The following is an 18,048-nucleotide window of genomic DNA, read 5'->3' on the forward strand; positions in this document are numbered from 1 at the left end:
CCGCGACCATGATCTGGATCACATGATCATGTCCTGGCCGCGACAGCCGCGGTATCGGCGTAGATGGCCGCGCACCGGTCTGCGACGTGCCTCAGCGCCGGGCTGACCGACATCGAGTTGCGCCAGATCATCTCGATCACCCGGGTCGGCACCGGCCCTGAGACCTCCACCGCCACCACCTGCGGCGGCAGCACACCCCGGCCCAGCCGCGGCACCAGGGCCACCGCCAGCCCCTGGGCCACCAGCTCGATCTGGGAGGCGAACTCCATGGGCCAGAAGCGCACCCGAGGGGGCCGGGCGAAACCGGCGAACATGTACACGAACCAGCCGTGGCAGATGCTGCCCGGCGGGGTGGACGCCCACGACTCGTCCACCAGGTCGGCCGGCGTGACGTGCTGCGCCTGGGCCAGTCGATGGTTGGCATGCACCAGCAGGTCGGCCGTGTCGTAACCGATCAGCCGGCTGTCCACGAAGCCCGGCCGGTGCAGCGGAACCCCCACCCAGTGATGCACCAGGCCCAGGTCCGCCTGCCCCGAGGCCACCGCATCCACGCTTTCGGACGGCTCCCGCTCATACAGCTCGGGCACCAATTCCGGACTGGTGCGAGCCAGATCCGCGAGCAGGGGCGCCACCAGCCCGCGCACTGCCGTGGAAAACGCCACGATCCGCAACAGACCGGCTGGATCACCACTGTCCCCACCGATGCCCGCGGTGGCCGCCTCCACCTGCCGCAGGATGCTGTGGCCGTGCTGCACCAGGTTGCGCCCCTCGACGGTGAGCACCACCCGGCGCCCGACCCGCTCGAGCAACTCCACCCCGAGCTCCCGCTCCAGGCGCTTGATCTGTTGCGAAACCGCCGACGGGGTGTAGCCGCCGGCGCTGGCCGCAGCGGCGACCGTGCCGTTGACGTCCACCGCGATCAGCGAGCGCAGCGCCACCAGATCCATCATGAAGCGATGCTACCGATTCGACGGCAACAGAAGTCGATGGACGTACATGATTGCCCGGCGCAAGCTGTTCCCTGTGACCACTCGCGACTCCCTGCTGGCCGTTCTGGTGACGGTGATCTGGGGCCTGAACTTCGTTGTCATCGACGAGGGTCTGGCCGGATTCCCACCCCTGCTGTTCGTCGCCCTGCGTTTCGTGGTGGTGCTGATCCCGGCCGTGTTTCTGCTCCCCCGTCCGGATCTGCCGTGGCGCACTCTCCTGCTGGTCGGCAGTTTCCTGAGCCTGGGCCAGTTCGCCCTGTTGTACGCCTCATTGCACGCGGGCATGCCGGCCGGTCTGGCCAGTCTGGTGCTGCAGACCCAGGTCGTGGCCACGGTGGTGATCGCCGCCGGAGTACTGCACGAACGGCCCAGCGTGCGAGCGGGGATCGGGGTCGGGATGGGCGCTGCAGGTCTGGCCGTGGTGGCGTTGGGCCGCTCCGCCGAGACTCCCCTGATCGGCCTGACGCTGTGCATCCTGGCCGCGCTGAGCTGGGCGACCGGCAATGTGCTGGCTCGCCGGGCGGCGGTGAAATCGGGGCTTTCCCTGACGGTCTGGTCGGCGATCGTGGTGCCGGTACCGATGGTTGCGCTGTCGCTGATCATGGACGGGCCGGCCGCGGTCGGGCACGCGCTCACCCACATCACGCTCGGGAACATCGCTTCCACGCTGTACACCGCGGTGCTGGCGTCCTTGGTCGGCTACGGCATCTGGAACACCCTGCTGGCCAAGTACACCGCCGCCCAGGTGGTTCCGTTCACCTTGCTGGTGCCGGTGGTCGGCCTGATCTCGGCGGCCCTGGTGCAGAACGAAGAGCCCAGCTTTTACGAGCTTCTCGGTGGACTGATACTCCTGTTGGGTGTGGCCGTGGTGGCGATCCGGTGGCCGTTGCGCCGAGCGAGTGAGCCCCCGGCAGTCCCTGAGGCCGGGGCCGTCCGCCCGGAGGATGACAGTGGTCCTCAGGTACGAGCCAATTCCCCCCGTAGGCTGACGCTTTGATGCCCCCTGCCGACGGAAGCTGGAACTCGGGAAGCAGCGTCGAGCTGCCGCCCCGGAGACTTTCGGCGCCCCGAGGAGGCTGTCGTGTTCATCGAGCTCATCGCTCTGGGTCTGGGCCTGATCGTACTGCTGGCCTGCGTGTTCGGGCGTCTGGTGGCAAACCGGAACCGAACTGTGGACGCTTTCGTGGACGAGGTCTCGGCCGGTCCGGTGATCGGGGCGGTCACCTCGGACTCGCTGGACGACCTGCCGTTGGTGGCTCCCGACCAGGCCGGCTACGGCACCGCCAGCCGGCTGCTGGTCAAGGCCGCACAGGAGCGGGCCGCCGCTCAGAACCACACCCAGGCAGCTCAGAACAACATCCAGACGGCTCAGCCCGCCCAGACAGCTCAGCCGCGCCGCACGCAACTGGCTCCGACCAACGGCAAGGGCGGTTCCCGGGCCGCCTGAGCCCGCAACCACCACCTGATTGGACCTTGATGAGCGACCTCGTCTTCCGCCGCGCCACCCTGCACGACGTCCCGGCCATCGTGGGCCTGCTGGCCGACGACCGGCTCGGCGCCCAGCGCGAGAGTCCGGATGATCCGAAGGTCTACGAACAGGCTTTTGGACGGGTGGACGCGGACCCTGGTCAGTTGCAGGTGGTGGGCGAACGCCAGGGCGTGGTCCTGGCCACGGCGCAGGTCACCTTCATCCCGGGCCTCTCGCGGCGTGGGGCGACCCGCGCCATCGTCGAAGCGGTGCGGGTCGCGAGCACCGAGCGCGGCGCCGGCCTGGGCTCAGCGATGATGCGCTGGATCCTGGACGAGTGCCGGGCCCGAGGCTGCGATCTGGTGCAGCTGACCTCCGCGGTGGAACGAGAAGACGCCCACCGCTTCTACCGCAACCTCGGGTTCGTCCAGTCGCACGCCGGTTTCAAGTACCAGCTCTGAGCTGCCCTTCCTGCAGTCGCCCCTCCTGCAGCCGCAGCACCTGATCCACCTGGCCCAGCCCTTCGCCACGATGGGTCACCAGCAACACCGAGCGCCCGCCCGAGGCCTGAAGCATGTCGTCGAGCACGGCCTCGGCGGTCTCCGCGTCCAGGCTCTCGGCCGGCTCGTCGAGCACCAGCACCGGACGGTCGGCGAGCAACGCCCGGGCCAGGGCCAGCCGCCGCCGCTCCCCCGCCGACAACGTGGCCCCGCGTTCACCGAGCCAGGTGTCCAGGCCGTCGGGCAGCGCGTTGAACCACTGACCCAGCCGGGCCCGGGTCAGCGCAACCCGCAGCTCGGCATCGTCGGCGCCGGGCTTGGCCAGCTTCAGGTTCTCGCGCAGTGTGCTGGCGAACACGTGGTCGTCGTCCGAAACCAGGCCCACGACCTCACGAACCCGATCACCGGCCAGTTGCTGGTAGTTCTCGCCGCCCAGGCTCACTCGGCCGCCGCGAGGATCCAGAAACTTGAGGACGAGTGCGGCCAAGGTGGACTTGCCGCACCCGGAGGGACCCTGAACGGCGATCCGGAAGCCCGGCGAAAGGTTGAGATCGAGGTTCCTGAGCACCGGCTCGGCATCGGGGTTCCAGCCCGCCGTGACATCGGTGAGCCGGACCCGCGGAGCGTGATCACCGCAGCGCCCGACCACGCCGAGGGACAGCAGCAGCTCGTCCAGATCCATCCCCTCGCCGCAGGCCCGGTCCAGTTCCTGGAGCACTGCGTCCTCGCCCGGGAAGGAACCCTGAGCCGGGATCAACTGAGCACCCGCAGACACCGGCAAGGATGCTCTCTGACCGACCGCGACGGACGCACCGGCCAAGGCACCCTCAGCATCACCCGACGCGAGCACCCCAGTCCCAGAACCAGTCTCAGCCCCTGTCTCAGCCACCGGTTCCACGCTGGGCGGCGGGGTTTCCAGCACCTCGTTCAGGCGGCGCTCGGCAATTCGGCCTCGGGTGCGGGCGTTCACGGCGTCGGGCAGCGTCGCCGTCACATCGCCGAGCGCCAGGGTTCCGAGTGCCAGCACGCCGAACTGCTCCAGGCTCAGTCCACCCGCACCGACCGCGGCCAGCATGACGCCCGCCACCGCCAGTCCGGCACCCGCCATCCGCAGCAGCTCGGCCAGAGCAGTACGCCGGACCTGAACCTGGTCGACCTCAACAGCGTGCCGCCCGGCCGACCGGACCGGCTTCACCCCGGAATCGGCTGCGCCCAGGGCATTCACGTCTTCGGCGCCGGAGAGCACCTCCACCACGGTCTGCGAGTAGCCCGCCCTGGCCTCGGCAGTACGGGCGGCGCGCTGATCTGCCCCGGCCCCGGCCACGACGGGCGCGATGATCCCGGCCAGGAGCAGACCTGGCAGCGCCGCCAGGGCGGCGAGCGGGCTGATCACGGCGGCCACGATCAGCGCGACGACCACGGTGGCCGCAGCGACGACGGCCGGACGACGCCAGCGCAGCACGCTGTCGCCCACCGCATCGACGTCGTCGACCAGGCGGGTGAGCAGGTCGCCGCGCCGCGGCAGGGCCGGGCCAGGAACCCGCGGGACGAGGTCGGCGTAGACGCGGGACCGGAGTTTGCCGAGGTCGGCGAGGGCGACGTCGTGCGCGACCACCCGGTCGAGATAGCTGAACAGAGGACGGGTCACGGCGAACAGGCGAACCCCGACCACCGCGACGGTCAGGGTGAGTACGGGCGGCTGGAACGAGGCCTTGGTGAGCAGCCAGGCCGCAACCGCGGTCAGGGCGACGCCGGACAGGGACGAGAGTGTGCCCAGGACCAGGGCCAGGTTCATCGAGGTACGGCGGAACCGGGCCGGGATCCAGGGACGAGCCGGCTTGGCATCGGCCCAGGCCTTACCGAAGCCGGGCAGACCAGAGTCGTTTTCCCAGGAACGCGCGTTTGATGCCTCCGGCCGGGCAACGGCCACTACCGGCACATCGCCGCCTCGGCCGCCTTGACCTCCCAGCCTGTTATCACCCAACTGGAGTTGGGCTCCCCCAGCCGGACCGCTCGCCGGCCGAACCCCCCACAGCTGACTGACTTCGTCCGCCGCCGCAATCGCAGCCGGACGGTGCGCAACCATCACGATGCAGGCCCCCTGATCTGCTCGACGCCGCAGCCCGGCCAGGACCGCGCGCTCCGTCTGCTCGTCAAGGTGAGCAGACGGTTCGTCGAGAAGAACGATAGGGGCACCCACCGACAATCTTCGCGAAGCCTGAACCAGGGCGCGGGCCACAGCGATTCGCTGCCGCTGCCCGGCGCTCAGGTCACGGCCGTCCTCGCCCAGCGAGGTGTCCAGACCGGCGGGCAGTGCAGCGATCCAGTCCGACGCCGCGGCATCGCGCAGGGCCTCGGCAATGACCTGGTCAGGAGCTTCGGGCCAGCCCGCGACAACCGCCTCGCGCAGGGTCCGGGCCAGCGGAAAGGTGGGCTGCTGGGGCAGGTAGACCACGGGAGCACCGCAGCGAACCGAGCCCGCCGAAGGGGTCAGCACACCGGCCAGAACCCTGAGCAGAGTGGTCTTCCCGACCCCCGATGGGCCGGTCAGAGCGGTGATCTGGCCGCTGAACGCCCAGAGCCCTACCCCCGACAACACCGGCTCGGCCCGGCCCGGAGCCCCGACGGTCAGCCCTTCAGCAACCAAAGCAACGCCCGAAGGCAGCGAACCACCCGAAGTGCCGCCAGAAATCGAACCACCAGGCGCCGAAGCAGGCTCAGCCACCGGCCCAGTCTCAGGAACGGCCTGAAGCAACTCACCGACCTCGTCGAGAATGCTCGTGGCGTCAGCGCTCTCGTGGAACCGGGCTCCCAGTTCCCGCACCGGCCGATAAGCCTCAGGTGCAATCAGAATGGCGACCAGAGCCGTCCCCAATTGCAGTTCACCGGCTGCCACCCGTAAACCGGCCTCCACCGCAACCAGGCCGACCGAAAGCGTCGCCACCAGATCCAGTGCCGTTCCCGAAAGGAACGCGATCCGCAGCACCCGCACGGTGGCTGCCCGGTGCCGTTCCCCCACCTCGGCCAGCACCTCGACCTGACGATCGGCACGCCGGTAGGCCCGAAGCGTCACCAATCCCTGCACTACATCGAGGAAATGCGCCGAGAGCCGGGACATCAGCTGCCACTGCTGAGCCGCCCGCTTCTCCGTCAGCCAGCCCACCAGCGCAGCGAAAACCGGGATCAGCGGCAGCGTGAGCACGACGATCACGGCCGAGCGGAAGTCCAGCAGGGCCAGGAGCACGATCACCGCAGGCGGCAGTAGCACCGCCGGAATCACCGCCGGCAGATAACGCGTGACGTACTTCTCCAGCGTGTCCGCACCGTTCGTGGCCAGCGCCGAAACCGTCCCCGGACCGGTCGTGGCCAGCTGCGACGGCGCCATCCGGAGCGCTGCCGCAACCAGCCGCCCACCCACCGCAACCCGAGCTCGTCCAGCCGCGGCAGCCGTCCGTTGATGCTCGAAAGCCCTTAACAGACTGCGGACAACCTTGATCGCAACGAAAGAGCCGACCGGAAGCCAAAGATCCTTACCGGAAGCGTAGGCGGTCACCGCCCAGGCGACCGCGATCAACTGACCGAGCAGGGCCAAGGCACCCAGGGCCGCCAGCCCGCCCAGCACCAGCGCATCGCGGCGCAGGCCCGGGACCAGCTGGAAAACCCTGGTATCGACCGGACCTCGGGGCCGAGGGGTAGTACTCATGCCGGGGTGGCCACCCGTTCGCTGCTGATCCGGCGACGGAAGACCCAGTACGAGAACGCCTGGTAGACCACCACCGCGGGCATGATGAACAGGGCCGCCCAGCTGATCACCTCGAGCGAGAAGTCGGAAGTGACAGCACCTTCCATGGTGACCGACCAGGCCGGGTCCAGGCTGCTCGGCAGCAGAGTCGGCGCGTGCCAGGCCACCGCCAGCGCAGTGGCCGCAGTGATGGTCAGTGATCCGCCGACGAAGGCCAGTCCCTCGCGGCGGAAGTAGGTGCCCAGCAGCGCCAGCAACGCGGGGGCCATGATCAGCACGATGGCCACCTGCCCGGTCAGTGCGGCGACCACCAAAGAGCCTGCAGCCAGGGCGAAAGCCGTACGCAGGGCCAGCGGACGCGACCATTCCCGCAGCGGGCCGGTGGTGCGCAGACTCAGGAACTGGGCGCCCATCAGCAGCGCCATCAGCACCCCACCCAGCGCTCCGGCCGCGCCTTCCCAGGTGAACAACGGAGCGAAACTGCGGGTCCAGGCCGAGGCCATCACCTCGCCCTCGGCATTGATCGCCAGCCCCTTGGCCAGCGCCGCGAACGAAGCCCCCCACAGCGCCACGACCAGCAGCGACGACCAGGCCATCACCCGATCGCAGCGCTGCTTCCAAAGCTCTTCGCCCGCGCCGTGGTACTTCCCGCGAAACTCCAGGGCCACCCCGCGGGCGGCCAGCGCCAGCAGAATCACCACCATCGGCAGGTACAGGCCGGACAGCACGGCCGCGTACCACTCCGGGAAGATGGCGAACATCAGGCCGATCGCGGCGACCAGCCAGACCTCGTTGCCGTCCCAGGTCGGGGCGATGGTCTTCACCGCGGCGTCGCGCTCGTGCAGGGGCCGCCGGCCGAAACCGACGATCATCCCGATGCCGAAGTCGAAGCCCTCCAGGACGAAGAACAGCACCCAGGCCAAGACGATCACGCCGAACCAGATCGTGGGCAGATCCATGAGAAGTCCTGTCCTTTCTTTCAGTACGTGAGGACGAGGCGCTCGGCTTCGTCGGGATCGGCACCTTCGGGATCATTGGGGGACGCCTCGTGCCCGGCCTGCGGGGACCCCGGCCCGGAGCGCACGAGGCGGCACATCAGACGCACCCAGACCACCGCCAGCACGCCGTAGACCACGGTGAAGGCCAGGATCGAGAGAACGACCTCGGTGGCGGTGACCCCGGCGCTGACGCCTTCCTCGGTGCGGAACAACCCGAAGGCGAGCCAGGGCTGGCGGGCGGTCTCGGTGAAGATCCAGCCGATCGCGTTGGCGGCCAACGGCATCAGCCCGATCAACACCGGGATCAGGACCGTGACCTTCCGGAGCCTCGCGTGGTGCAGGAAGGCCGGCAGGTCCCGGTCCTTGCGGGTGATGAACAGGTACAGCGCGGCCAGGGTCGCGGCGCCCATCCCGATGCCGATCATCAGCCGGAACGACCAGAACGCGACCGGCACCCAGGGCACGTAGTTGGCCTCGCCGTACTGCTGGGTGTACTGCGCCTGCAGGTCGTTGATGCCCTGCACGGTGCCGTTGAAGTCGTGGGTGGCCAGGAACGAGAGCAGCCCGGGGATGTCGATCTTGATCGAGGGCTCGGCCTCGCCCGGGCCGGCGTAGGAGAACAGCGAGAAAGGCGCGCCGCTGGTGGTGCTGTAGAGCGCCTCGGCGGCAGCCATCTTCATCGGCTGTACCTCGGTGATCACCACGCCCAGCCGGTCACCGGTGATCGCGGTGCCGATCCCGGCCAGCACCATGGTCCAGGCGCCGACCTTGCCCAGGATCCGCACGGCCGAGCGGTCCACCCCCGGGCGGCGCAGCTGGTTCCAGACCGAGATGGCCAGCAGCAGGGCGCCGCCGGTCATCAGGGCACCGGTGGCGGCGTGCGGGTAGGCGGCCAGGTTGAGCTCGTTGAACAGCAGCGTGCCGAAGTTCTCCAGCTCGGCCCGGCCGGTCTCGGCGTTGATCGAGTAGCCGATCGGGTTCTGCATGAACGAGTTGGCCGAGAGGATGATGAACGCCGACAGCTGGGTGCCGATCGCGACGATCCAGATGGTGGCCAGGTGCACCCCGCGCGGCAGCCGGTCCCAGCCGAAGAACCACAGGCCCAGGAAGGTGGCCTCGAGGAAGAAGGCGAGCATGCCCTCGATCGCCAGGGTCGGGCCGAACACGTCGCCGTAGAACCGGGCGAAGCTGCTCCAGTTCAGGCCGAACTGGAACTCCTGGACCAGGCCGGTGACCACGCCGACGGCGAAGGTGATCAGCAGCAGCTGCCCGCTGAGCACGGTGACCCGCTTCAGGTCGTCGCGGCGGGTGCGCAGCCAGGCGGTGTGGAACAGGGCGGTGAGCAGCGACAGGCTCATCGACAGCGGCACGAACAGGTAGTGGTACACGGTGGTCACGGCGAACTGCAGCCGGGAGAGATCCGTGACGTCCAGCGGCCAGTCCATGGCAAACGTGCCCTTCGGCTCGGTGATGCGGGGACGATGAGCACTACCCACCATCTACGACAGAGTGTAGTACGACGATTGGTCGTACTACAGCGGGGAGTACTACCTCTGGACGTACTACGCTTCCTCGTACGCTGCTGCCGCCGAAAGGTAGGATGATCGCCGTGAGCCTGGGTCATCTCGAACGCGACGTCATGGACTGCCTGTGGTCCGCACCGGCCCCGATGACGGTGCGAGACGTGCACGCCGCCCTGGGCGAGCAGCGCGAGGTGGCCTACACCACGGTGATGACGGTGCTGCAGCGGCTGGCCAAGAAGGGCCTGGCCCAGCAGACCAAGGACGGCAAGGCGCACCTGTACTCGGCGTCCGAGTCGCGGGAGCAGATGGCCGCCGAGCTGATGATGGACGCGCTGGGCGACGTCGGCGGGGCACAGGCCCGGCAGGCCGCCCTGCTGCACTTCGTCGGCCGGATGTCGCCGAAAGAGACGGAACTCCTGAAGGCTGCGCTCAGCGGTTCGCCGGAACGCGCTCCGTGACCACCCGATGAGTACCCCGGCCTGGCTCTGGCTGCTCGCGATCACGCTGACCTGGCCGGTGCCGGTCCTGCTGGCGCGGGCCCGCCGCCTGCTCACCGTGCCCCGCGCCGCCGTAGTGCTCTGGCAGGCAGTGGCGGTCGCCGCCCTCCTGGCCGTTTTCGGCGCCTCCCTGGCCACGATCCAGGCACTGGTCATCGGCCTGTTCGTCCGTAACTCCGCGGGCGGTCCCGGACTACGCGACATCGACCCCACCGGCGTGATGCATCTGACCATCGCCGTCGGGCTCCTCCTGCTCACCGCCCTGGCCCTGGTCAAGCTCAACTACGTGGGCATCCAGGTGGCCCGTCGGCTGCGCCGGCACCGCCGTCGACATCGGGACCTGGTCGATCTGCTGGCCAGAACCGGAATTGGGGACGAGTCGACGTCACCGGAAGATGTCCGGGTCCTGGAGAGCGGCGAGCGGGCTTACGCGTACTGCCTGCCCGGCCGCGACGCCCGGGTGATCATCAGCGATGCCGCCCTGCGGGACCTCACACCGGAACAGGTCGCGGCCGTGATCGAGCACGAGCGAGCGCATCTGCGGGCCCGGCACGACCTGCTGCTGGAGTTCTTCACCGTGCTCTACGAGGCAGCCGGGCGCCGGGCCGGTACCGAAGCCGCGCTGGAACAGAGCGCGGTGCTGGTGGAACTGCTGGCCGACGACGCGGCCCGCCGCCTGTACGGCCCGCAGCCTCTGATCGCCGCACTGGCCACGATGGGCAGCAGCACCCCGCTGGAAAGCCCGGCCGCACCCAAGTCCTCACCGGTGGTGGGCCGGAGCGACTCGTCCGCGCCCGACGTCGAGGGCCTGACCGAAGTCACCGCCCTCGGCGTCCTGCCCCGGCTGCAGCGACTGGTCGACGCACCGGTCTCGATCGCGCCGCGCGGCCTCGCGGCGGCTGTGTACTCGCTGGCCGTGGCGCTGATCGCGGTGCCCACGGTGGCGCTGGCCCTGCCCTGGCTGCTGAACACCTACGAGAGCGTGCGCTGAAGCCGCCTCCCGACGCCGCCGACATCGTTTCGTGCAATCCAACGTGACGGTGTCGCTACTTAACGTAGTGCCACCGGGCCTTGTCGGATCGGCCACAACGCTTAGCCTCGCCTTTTCGGCGAATTCCGGAAATTGGATCTTCTGGCTTTGACCGATAGTTAACGCGGCGCTTTACCGGAGATCACACCCGTCACTCCAGACAACAGACGTTGCACCGGCACCGCATCCAAGGGGCCTCGGAATTTCAGGTGGACGGAATTACCGACCCCCACCTCCGCAATTGGCCGCTGCATTCTCAATCAGATTGAACTTCAGCGCCTGGCGGAACACCAGGCTATCGGAGTAGGCGGCAATCCCACCCGACACCCCCGGCGGCCTGCGGCGTTGGTCGAACGACATTCTGCCGTCCAATTCCGCTATTTCACTGTTCAGCGGCGCGAAGGCCTGGTTAAGTACATCCAGCCGCGACTAGTCACTTACGCACAGCTACGAACCAGAGGCTGATTCTCTGGTACATTCCCGGGCACCCGGGGCGGCGGAACGAAAAACTCTCGACGGGCAGGCCCGAATTCGTCTTCGGGTCGGCACAAGCCACGGAGGATCCGTTGACTGCGGTCCAGCACGAGCCGGCACAACTCGGCTCCGGTCGCCCGGCTGCTCCCGCACCGCAAGGCAGTGGCCGATCCGGTTTTCCCGAGCCGCGGCACTCGGTCGTCGGCCCCTCCGGCGCCGGCCGCCGGGCGGGCGGCAGCACAGTCGGCCGGCGGGTCGCCCGGATCCTGGCTCTGCCCGCCGTGGTGATCCTGCTGCTGCTGGGTGTGCTCTCGGCGCAGCAGATCGCCAGCTACCGCGAGGCCTCGTCCACCGCCGACGCGGTGCGTCTCTCGCTGGAGATGCAGACTCTGGTCAGCGCCCTGCAGACCGAGCGCGGGGTGACCGCCGCGGTGCAGGGCGGCAACGACAGCTTCACCCCGGAGCTGGCCCCGGCCCGCACCCAGGTCGACGCCCAGCGCGGGGTGGTCCAGGGCCTGGTCGGCAACGGTGAGTCCGGTCAGGTCGCCGCCGCGCTCAGCCAGCTGGACGGGCTCTCGGCGATCCGGGCCACCACCGATGCCGGGCAGAGCGTCGAGAGCGCCGAGCGCGCCGCCACTTTCGACTACTACAGCGAGCGGATCGCGGCGCTGGCCCAGGTCGATCTCGGCCTGGCCAACAGCGACGACACCGAGCTGCGCCGGGGGCTGACCGCCTTCCGTTCGCTGCAGCTGGCGATCGAGGGGATGTCCGCCGAGCGCGCCTTCCTGAACGGGGTGTACTCGGCCGGCGGCTTCAACGGCGACGAGTTCGTCCGGCTGGCCGAGCTGCGCGCCGAGTACCAGTACTCCCTGGACCAGTTCGACGAGTACGCCACCCCGCAGCAGCGCGAGTCGCTGGCCTTCATCTTCTCCACCGGCGCGGCCCAGGTGGTGCAGGCCTTCGAGCAGACCGCGCTGGAGGCCGGCGACGGCCGGCACCTGAACGTGAACCCGCAGTCGTGGTGGTCGGGCATGGGCACCCTGCTCGACGACGCGAACCAGCTCGAGCAGCACGTCGGCTCGCAGATCCAGCTGCGCGCGCACGAGTTGCAGCAGGAGGCCGCGCAGCGGATCGGGCTGCTGCTGGGCGGGGTGGTGGTCTGCTTCGCCGGCTCGGTCTACCTGTCGGCCCTGGCCTCGTTGTCGATCACCCGCCCGCTGGCCGCGCTGGCCGCCGAGGCCGACGACCTGGCCGCCAAGCGGCTGCCGGAGGCCGTGCGCCGGGCCCAGACCGCCGACCCGGACACGCCTGCGCAGCGCCCGGCCCCGGTCACGGTGCCCGACCGGGCCACCGACGAGATCCGTTCGGTGGCAACCGCTCTGGACCGGCTGCAGGGCGCGGCCTACGACCTGGCCACCGAGCAGGCCGAGCAGCGCCGCGACACCATCGAGTCGCTGGCCAACCTGGGCCGGCGCAACCAGAACCTGATCCGCCGCCAGCTCGGCTTCATCACCTCGCTGGAGCGCGAGGAGGTGGACCCGAACGCGCTGGCCAACCTGTTCGAGCTGGACCACCTGGCCACCCGGATGCGGCGCAACGCCGCCAGCCTGCTGGTCCTGGTCGATGCCTCCAGCCCGCGCACCTGGTCGCAGACCGTCCCGGTGTCGGACGTGATCCGGGCCGCGGTCTCGGAGGTGGAGGAGTACCGCCGGGTCGCGCTGCGCCGGGTGGACGAGGCGAACGTGGTGGGCAGCGCGATCGGCTCGGTCGCGCACCTGCTGTCGGAACTGATCGAGAACGGCCTGACCTTCTCGCCGCCGGACAGCGAGGTCGAGGTGCAGGGCCGGCGGATCCCCGACGGCTACCTGATCGCGATCACCGACCAGGGCGTCGGGATGAACCCCGAGGAACTGCGCATCGCCAACAGCCGGCTGCGTGGTGAGGGTGACTTCATCGCCGCTCCCACCCGTTTCCTCGGGCACTTCGTGGTCGGAAAGCTGGCCCGGGACACCGGTGTCCGGGTCGAGCTGCTGCCCTCCCCGGTCACCGGGGTCACCGCCCGGATCACCTTGCCCGCGGCCCTGCTGGCCACCTCGCTGTCGGTCGAGGTGCGTTCGCTGAACGAGTCCTCGCCCGGAATCGTCGCCGGTGAGCCGGCCCAGCTGCTGGCCCTGCCCCGGCTGGACGACCTGGACGGACTGGACGATCTCGGCGGCCTGGAGCGGATCGAGCCGATCGACCGGGTCCCCGACGACGCGCGGGAACTGCTCGACCACGGGCTCGGCAGCGTTCCCGAGGCCGAGTCGGACTTCCAGGAGACCGGTCTGGACCACCAGGGCATGGCCGGCCCGATCCGCCGTGACCCGGGCACGTCGTTCGGCAGCGACACCTACCCGGGTGGGCAGCGCCGCAACCGGCGCGCTCCGGAGCCGGGCACCCTGCCGGGCGGGATCGGCATCGGCCCAGCGGCCAACCCGGCGGCCGGCCCGCAGAACGTTCAGGACGCACAGGTCCGGGGCATCACCTCGGACATCTCCTATCCCTCGGGTGTGGATCTGCCGGTCATCGAGCCCGAGATCGAGGCTGCCCCGGCGGTACCCACCGGCAAGACCCCGGCGCACCGGGTGGACACCGACCCGAACGGCCTGCCTGCGCTGGGCGAGGACGTCGACGGCGAGGGTCCCGATCGGCTCACCGGCACCCCGCGCTGGGCCAAGCCGGGTGACTTGTTCGCCCGGCAGTTCGGCCCGCGCTCGCCCGAGGAGCAGGCCGCCAAGGACGCCGCCCGCCGACGGCGCGACGCCCCGGACAACTTCACCGACCTTCGCACCCCGGCCACCGGGATCACCTCTCCCGCAGCCGGTTCCCGGCCTGCAAATGCTGGGCCGGGTAGTTCTGGGCCTAGTAGTTCTGGGCTGGGCGGTTCGATGCCGGGCGGGCACCGTCCCACCGGTGCGCTGCGGCCCGCTCAGGCTCGGCCGGTGAACGCCCTCGGCCCCGGTTCGGCGACTCGCCGCGAGGTCCGGGTGGCGGGCCCGGCCGATCCGGCCACCGGCGGGCTGACGCTTCCGTCCGAGCGCACCCAGAACGGCCTGCGCAAGCGGGTGCCCCGCAACAAGCGCCAGGGTGAGCTGCATGCGGACGGGGCGGCGCGCTCGCGACGGGTGATCGACCTGGACGCGCGCACCGACTCCAACGCCCCCCGGCCGGTACAGCCACAGACGGTGGCCGACTCCCCCGCCGATGTCAGTGCCCGCCTGACCGCACTGCGCGCAGGGATGCGCCGGGGTCAGGCCAGCAGTTCCCAGGAGTCTGTCGCCGACGAACGAGGAATGAGCGAGCGATGAGCGTGCACACCCATACCGACCGGCACCAGTTCGGCTGGCTGCTGGGCAACTTCGTGCACCAGACCGACGGGGTACGCGAGGCGGTGGCCGTGTCCTCGGACGGGCTGCTGATCGCCAGCTCCGACGGCCTGACCCGGACCGAGGCCGACCACCTGGCCGCGATCGTCTCCAGCCTGTCCAGCCTGGGCCGTTCCGCCGCCCGGCGCTACGACTTCGACGGGCTGAAGCTGGTGATGATCGAGATGAACCGCGGATTCCTGCTGGTCTCGGCGATCGCCGGGGGCAGCTGCCTGGGCGTGGTCGCCGAGGGCGACTGCGACCTGGGCCTGATCGGCTACGAGATCGCCTCGCTGGCCGAGCGTTTCGGTCCGCTGCTGACCCCCGCGCTGATCTCCGAGTCCCGGCAGCACCTCCCGCAATGACCGGGCCACGGGGGCAGGCGGGCAGGCGGGCGGCCGGCGGTCAGGGCGGCCCGGACCCTTCGCGCGCTCAGCTGCGGCCGGTCGGTGAGCACGAGTACGACCCGGCCGACGACATGGTGATCCGCCCGTTCCTGCTCACCGGCGGGCGGACCCGTCCGGTGCAGGAGGGCCTGCGGGTGGAGACGCTGGTCCACGCCCGCCCCCGCAGTGCTACCGCGGTGCTGCGTTTCGAGCACCAGCAGATCGTCCAGCTGTGCCGCGAGCCCACCTCGCTGGCGGAGATCTCGGCCGCCCTGCGAGTGCCCTTCGGGGTGGCCCGGGTGCTGGTGTCCGACCTTGTGGCCGACGGATCGGTGGTCGTCACCGAACGCGAAGAGCTGTCGATACAGCTGATCGAGAGGATCCGGGATCGTGTCCGCGCTCTATGACCGGACCACCAGCACCACGGTGGCCCCGGTGTCCGTCAAGATCGTCATCAGTGGCGGTTTCGGCGTCGGCAAGACCACCTTCGTCGGCTCGATCTCGGAGATCGAGCCGCTGCTGACCGAGGCCGACATGACCGACGAGTCGGTCGGGGTGGACAACCGTGACCCGGTGCCGGGCAAGGTCACCACCACGGTCGCGCTCGACTTCGGCCGGATCAGCCTGGACGAGACGCTGCGGCTGTACCTGTTCGGCACCCCCGGCCAGGACCGGTACGCCTTCCTCTGGGACGACCTGGTGGAGGGCGCGCTGGGCGCCGTGGTGCTGCTGGACACCCAGCGCATCGAGGACTGCTTCCCGGCGATCGACTACTTCGAGGAGCACCGCGTGCCGTTCCTCGTGGCGGTCAACCACTTCCAGGACACCCGCCAGTTCGAGCTCGCCGAGGTCCGTGAGGCCCTTGGGGTGGACGACCTGGTCCCCCTGGTGCCGTGCGACGCGCGCCGACGCGACTCGGTCAAGGGTGTGCTGGTTGCGCTCACCGAAGAGGTCCTGGCCCGGCGGCTGGCCGAGCAGGCCGCCGTCTTCTGAGTTTTCCGCTGGGGCTGTCTGCTGAAAGCCCTCGGCCGACATCGTTCCCCGAGGCAGGCACCCCCTCAGCCGCCGTTCGAGCCCTACCCAGCAACCACGTCCGTTGTTCTGGTTCTGCCCACCACGCAAGGAGAGTTCCGTGACCACCGTGCGCACCAGGCTGACCGCCGTGAACCGGCGCGCCCGCAGGGCCGCCCTGGTCGCCGGAGCCGGGCTGCTCGCCCTCAGCGCCTGCGGCTCCCCCGCGCCCGAAGTGGTCCCCGCGCCGGGCGTCCAGCCCACCGACTGCGGCACCGTGACCCTGGCCGAGAACCCCTGGGTCGGCTACTCGGCCAACCTTGCCGTGATCAGCTACCTGGCCCGCAACGAGCTGGGCTGTGAGGTCAAGGTGCAGAAGGAGGCCGAGGCGGAGTCCTGGCAGCATCTGGCCGACGGCAGCGTCGACGCGATCCTGGAGAACTGGGGCCACGACGACCTGAAGAAGAAGTACATCGACAACGACAAGGTCGCGGTCGAGGCCGGGCTCACCGGCAACCAGGGAGAGATCGGCTGGTACGTACCGCCGTGGATGGCCGAGGAGCACCCCGACATCACCAGCTGGCGCAACCTGGACAAGTACACCGACCTGTTCGCCGCCCCCGGCAGCGGCGGTCAGGGCCAGTTCCTCGCCGGTGACCCCACGTACGTGACCAACGACAAGGCACTGATCAAGAACCTCGGTCTGGACTTCAAGGTGGTCTACCTGGGCGACGAGGACAAGCTGATCGAGGCCTTCCGGCAGGCCGAGCGCGACCGGGAGCCGATGATCGGCTACTTCTACTCACCGCAGTGGCTGCTGTCGGAGATCGAGCTGGCCCACGTGAAGCTGCCGGCCTACACGCCGGGCTGCGACGCCGACCCGGAGACGGTGCGCTGCGACTACCAGCCCTTCGACCTGGACAAGATCCAGAACCGCGACTTCGCCTACTCGGGCAGCCCGGCCGCTGCGCTGATCCAGCGCTTCCGCTGGAGCAACGACGACCAGAACCAGGTGGCCCGGGACCTGAACGCCGGGATGCAGCCGGACGAGGCGGCCAAGCGCTGGCTTGACGCCAACGAGGACACCTGGCGAGAGTGGCTGCCCACCGGGGGGTGAGCGTTGGTGGCGGACTGCCCGTTCGTACCGCGCGAAAGTCGGCGCAGCCTCCCAGCTTTTCCCCGACCTGCCCCTGACCTGCAGTAACGCGCCGACCACGAGCCGTGTGGCTTCTCACAACCGGAGCACCGGATGTGGTGATCGGCTGACCGGCGAGTCCGGGAATGAGTAGGGTGACTTAGCGCTCGCATGATGCCGGGCCCACAGATCGGCAAGCCCGTCCCATCGTCGAGCGAAGGCAGAGAGGTCTAGCCGCGACATGCCACGTCCGAACATTTCGGATCAGGAACAGCATCCGCGCAGCCGAAGAGAGCTGCGGGAGCTCGAGCGTCAGCGGGCCAGCGCCCCGGAGACGCCGGCGCCGGTGGCGCCGGAAGAAACTCCGGAAGAGCGCGCCCACGGACGCCGGGCAGCAGCCCCGCCTGCCGCATCTTCGCCACGTTCTGCTGTCGAGCCTGCACCGCCTGTTTCACCGCCCGCGCCGGATGTTTTCGGCGGCCGTGGCGCCGTTCGGGGCCCTGCACAACCCGTTTCGGGCTATGCACCGTCGGTCACATCTACCGTAACGGAAGATTCTCGTCAGGGGCGCCGTTCCAGCGGTTTCGAGCCTCCGGTTTACGAACGTCAGGACGACCTGGACTGGAACCGCCGGCGCGGTGCGGCTCCTGAGCCGCCGCAGGAGTGGGTCCAGGACCGGCCTTCGGCCCGGGTGTCGCCGAACAATCACCGTCGCTCCGAGAACGGGGCACTGCCCGGCGATGTGACGCGGCGCGCACCCGACTCCCCTGATGCCTGGGCTCCGCCCGCTTCCGGTTCTGCGTTCCAGGGGCCCGATGCGTTTCAGGGGCCCAGTTCGTTCCAGGGGTCTGGTGGGTTCCCTCCGCCGGGGCCGACTGATGCGCCGCCGAG

At 69.7% G+C, this 18,048-nt stretch carries 14 protein-coding genes; 10 read left to right on the forward strand and 4 right to left on the reverse strand.

The features are described from left to right. Positions 1 to 26: 26 nt before the first annotated feature. Positions 27 to 950, reverse strand: a complete 924-nt coding sequence (locus LR394_RS14955) for a LysR family transcriptional regulator (RefSeq protein ID WP_231442176.1) — start codon at positions 948 to 950, stop codon at positions 27 to 29. Positions 951 to 1,023: 73 nt separating this feature from the next. Here LR394_RS14955 and LR394_RS14960 point away from each other — a divergent pair, with 73 nt between their 5' ends. From LR394_RS14960 to LR394_RS14970, 3 genes are all read left to right on the forward strand, one after another. After that, a complete protein-coding gene (locus LR394_RS14960) occupies positions 1,024 to 1,986 on the forward strand; it encodes an EamA family transporter (protein WP_231442178.1) in 963 nt (320 codons plus the stop codon). 84 nt (positions 1,987 to 2,070) lie between these two features. Then, positions 2,071 to 2,436 (forward strand): hypothetical protein, encoded by a 366-nt coding sequence (locus LR394_RS14965; RefSeq protein WP_231442179.1) that lies wholly within the window; start codon positions 2,071 to 2,073, stop codon positions 2,434 to 2,436. A 29-nt stretch (positions 2,437 to 2,465) separates the two neighbouring features. Further along, a complete protein-coding gene (locus tag LR394_RS14970) occupies positions 2,466 to 2,918 on the forward strand; it encodes a GNAT family N-acetyltransferase (protein ID WP_231442181.1) in 453 nt (150 codons plus the stop codon). Here LR394_RS14970 and cydD read toward each other — a convergent pair. From cydD to LR394_RS14985, 3 genes are read right to left on the reverse strand one after another with little or no spacing between them, the layout of a single operon-like run. Further along, positions 2,902 to 6,660: a thiol reductant ABC exporter subunit CydD gene (cydD, locus tag LR394_RS14975; RefSeq protein WP_231442183.1), complete on the reverse strand. Its 3,759-nt coding sequence runs from the start codon at positions 6,658 to 6,660 to the stop codon at positions 2,902 to 2,904. The two genes, LR394_RS14970 and cydD, sit on opposite strands and share 17 nt — an antisense overlap. Next, positions 6,657 to 7,658, reverse strand: coding sequence for a cytochrome d ubiquinol oxidase subunit II (gene cydB / locus LR394_RS14980; RefSeq protein ID WP_231442185.1), 1,002 nt, complete (start codon positions 7,656 to 7,658; stop codon positions 6,657 to 6,659). Before cydB ends, cydD begins: the two co-directional genes overlap by 4 nt. A gap of 20 nt (positions 7,659 to 7,678) precedes the next feature. Beyond that, positions 7,679 to 9,196: a cytochrome ubiquinol oxidase subunit I gene (locus tag LR394_RS14985; protein WP_231442187.1), complete on the reverse strand. Its 1,518-nt coding sequence runs from the start codon at positions 9,194 to 9,196 to the stop codon at positions 7,679 to 7,681. A 110-nt stretch (positions 9,197 to 9,306) separates the two neighbouring features. Between LR394_RS14985 and LR394_RS14990 the strand changes: the two genes are divergently transcribed. The 7 genes from LR394_RS14990 to LR394_RS15020 all read left to right on the forward strand — a co-directional run bounded on the left by LR394_RS14990 (position 9,307) and on the right by LR394_RS15020 (position 17,139). Further along, positions 9,307 to 9,678, forward strand: coding sequence for a BlaI/MecI/CopY family transcriptional regulator (locus LR394_RS14990; protein WP_331283067.1), 372 nt, complete (start codon positions 9,307 to 9,309; stop codon positions 9,676 to 9,678). Between the two features lie 7 nt (positions 9,679 to 9,685). Further along, entirely contained in the window at positions 9,686 to 10,708 is a 1,023-nt protein-coding gene (locus LR394_RS14995) for a M56 family metallopeptidase (RefSeq protein ID WP_231442191.1), read from the forward strand. Between the two features lie 605 nt (positions 10,709 to 11,313). Continuing rightward, complete coding sequence (locus LR394_RS15000; RefSeq protein ID WP_231442193.1) at positions 11,314 to 14,568, forward strand: sensor histidine kinase; 3,255 nt, start codon at positions 11,314 to 11,316, stop codon at positions 14,566 to 14,568. Next, positions 14,565 to 14,990: a roadblock/LC7 domain-containing protein gene (locus LR394_RS15005; RefSeq protein ID WP_231442195.1), complete on the forward strand. Its 426-nt coding sequence runs from the start codon at positions 14,565 to 14,567 to the stop codon at positions 14,988 to 14,990. Before LR394_RS15000 ends, LR394_RS15005 begins: the two co-directional genes overlap by 4 nt. Beyond that, positions 14,987 to 15,418, forward strand: coding sequence for a DUF742 domain-containing protein (locus LR394_RS15010; RefSeq protein WP_231442196.1), 432 nt, complete (start codon positions 14,987 to 14,989; stop codon positions 15,416 to 15,418). The genes LR394_RS15005 and LR394_RS15010 overlap by 4 nt, the downstream gene beginning before the upstream one ends. Continuing rightward, positions 15,402 to 16,004: a GTP-binding protein gene (locus LR394_RS15015; RefSeq protein WP_231442198.1), complete on the forward strand. Its 603-nt coding sequence runs from the start codon at positions 15,402 to 15,404 to the stop codon at positions 16,002 to 16,004. Before LR394_RS15010 ends, LR394_RS15015 begins: the two co-directional genes overlap by 17 nt. Positions 16,005 to 16,173: 169 nt before the next feature. Beyond that, positions 16,174 to 17,139 carry an ABC transporter substrate-binding protein gene (locus LR394_RS15020; RefSeq protein ID WP_407937059.1) on the forward strand — a complete coding sequence of 322 codons (966 nt, stop codon included), beginning with the start codon at positions 16,174 to 16,176 and terminating at the stop codon, positions 17,137 to 17,139. Positions 17,140 to 18,048: the final 909 nt, after the last annotated feature.

Source organism: Kineosporia babensis, from assembly GCF_021129305.1.
Classification (GTDB): domain Bacteria; phylum Actinomycetota; class Actinomycetes; order Actinomycetales; family Kineosporiaceae; genus Kineosporia; species Kineosporia babensis.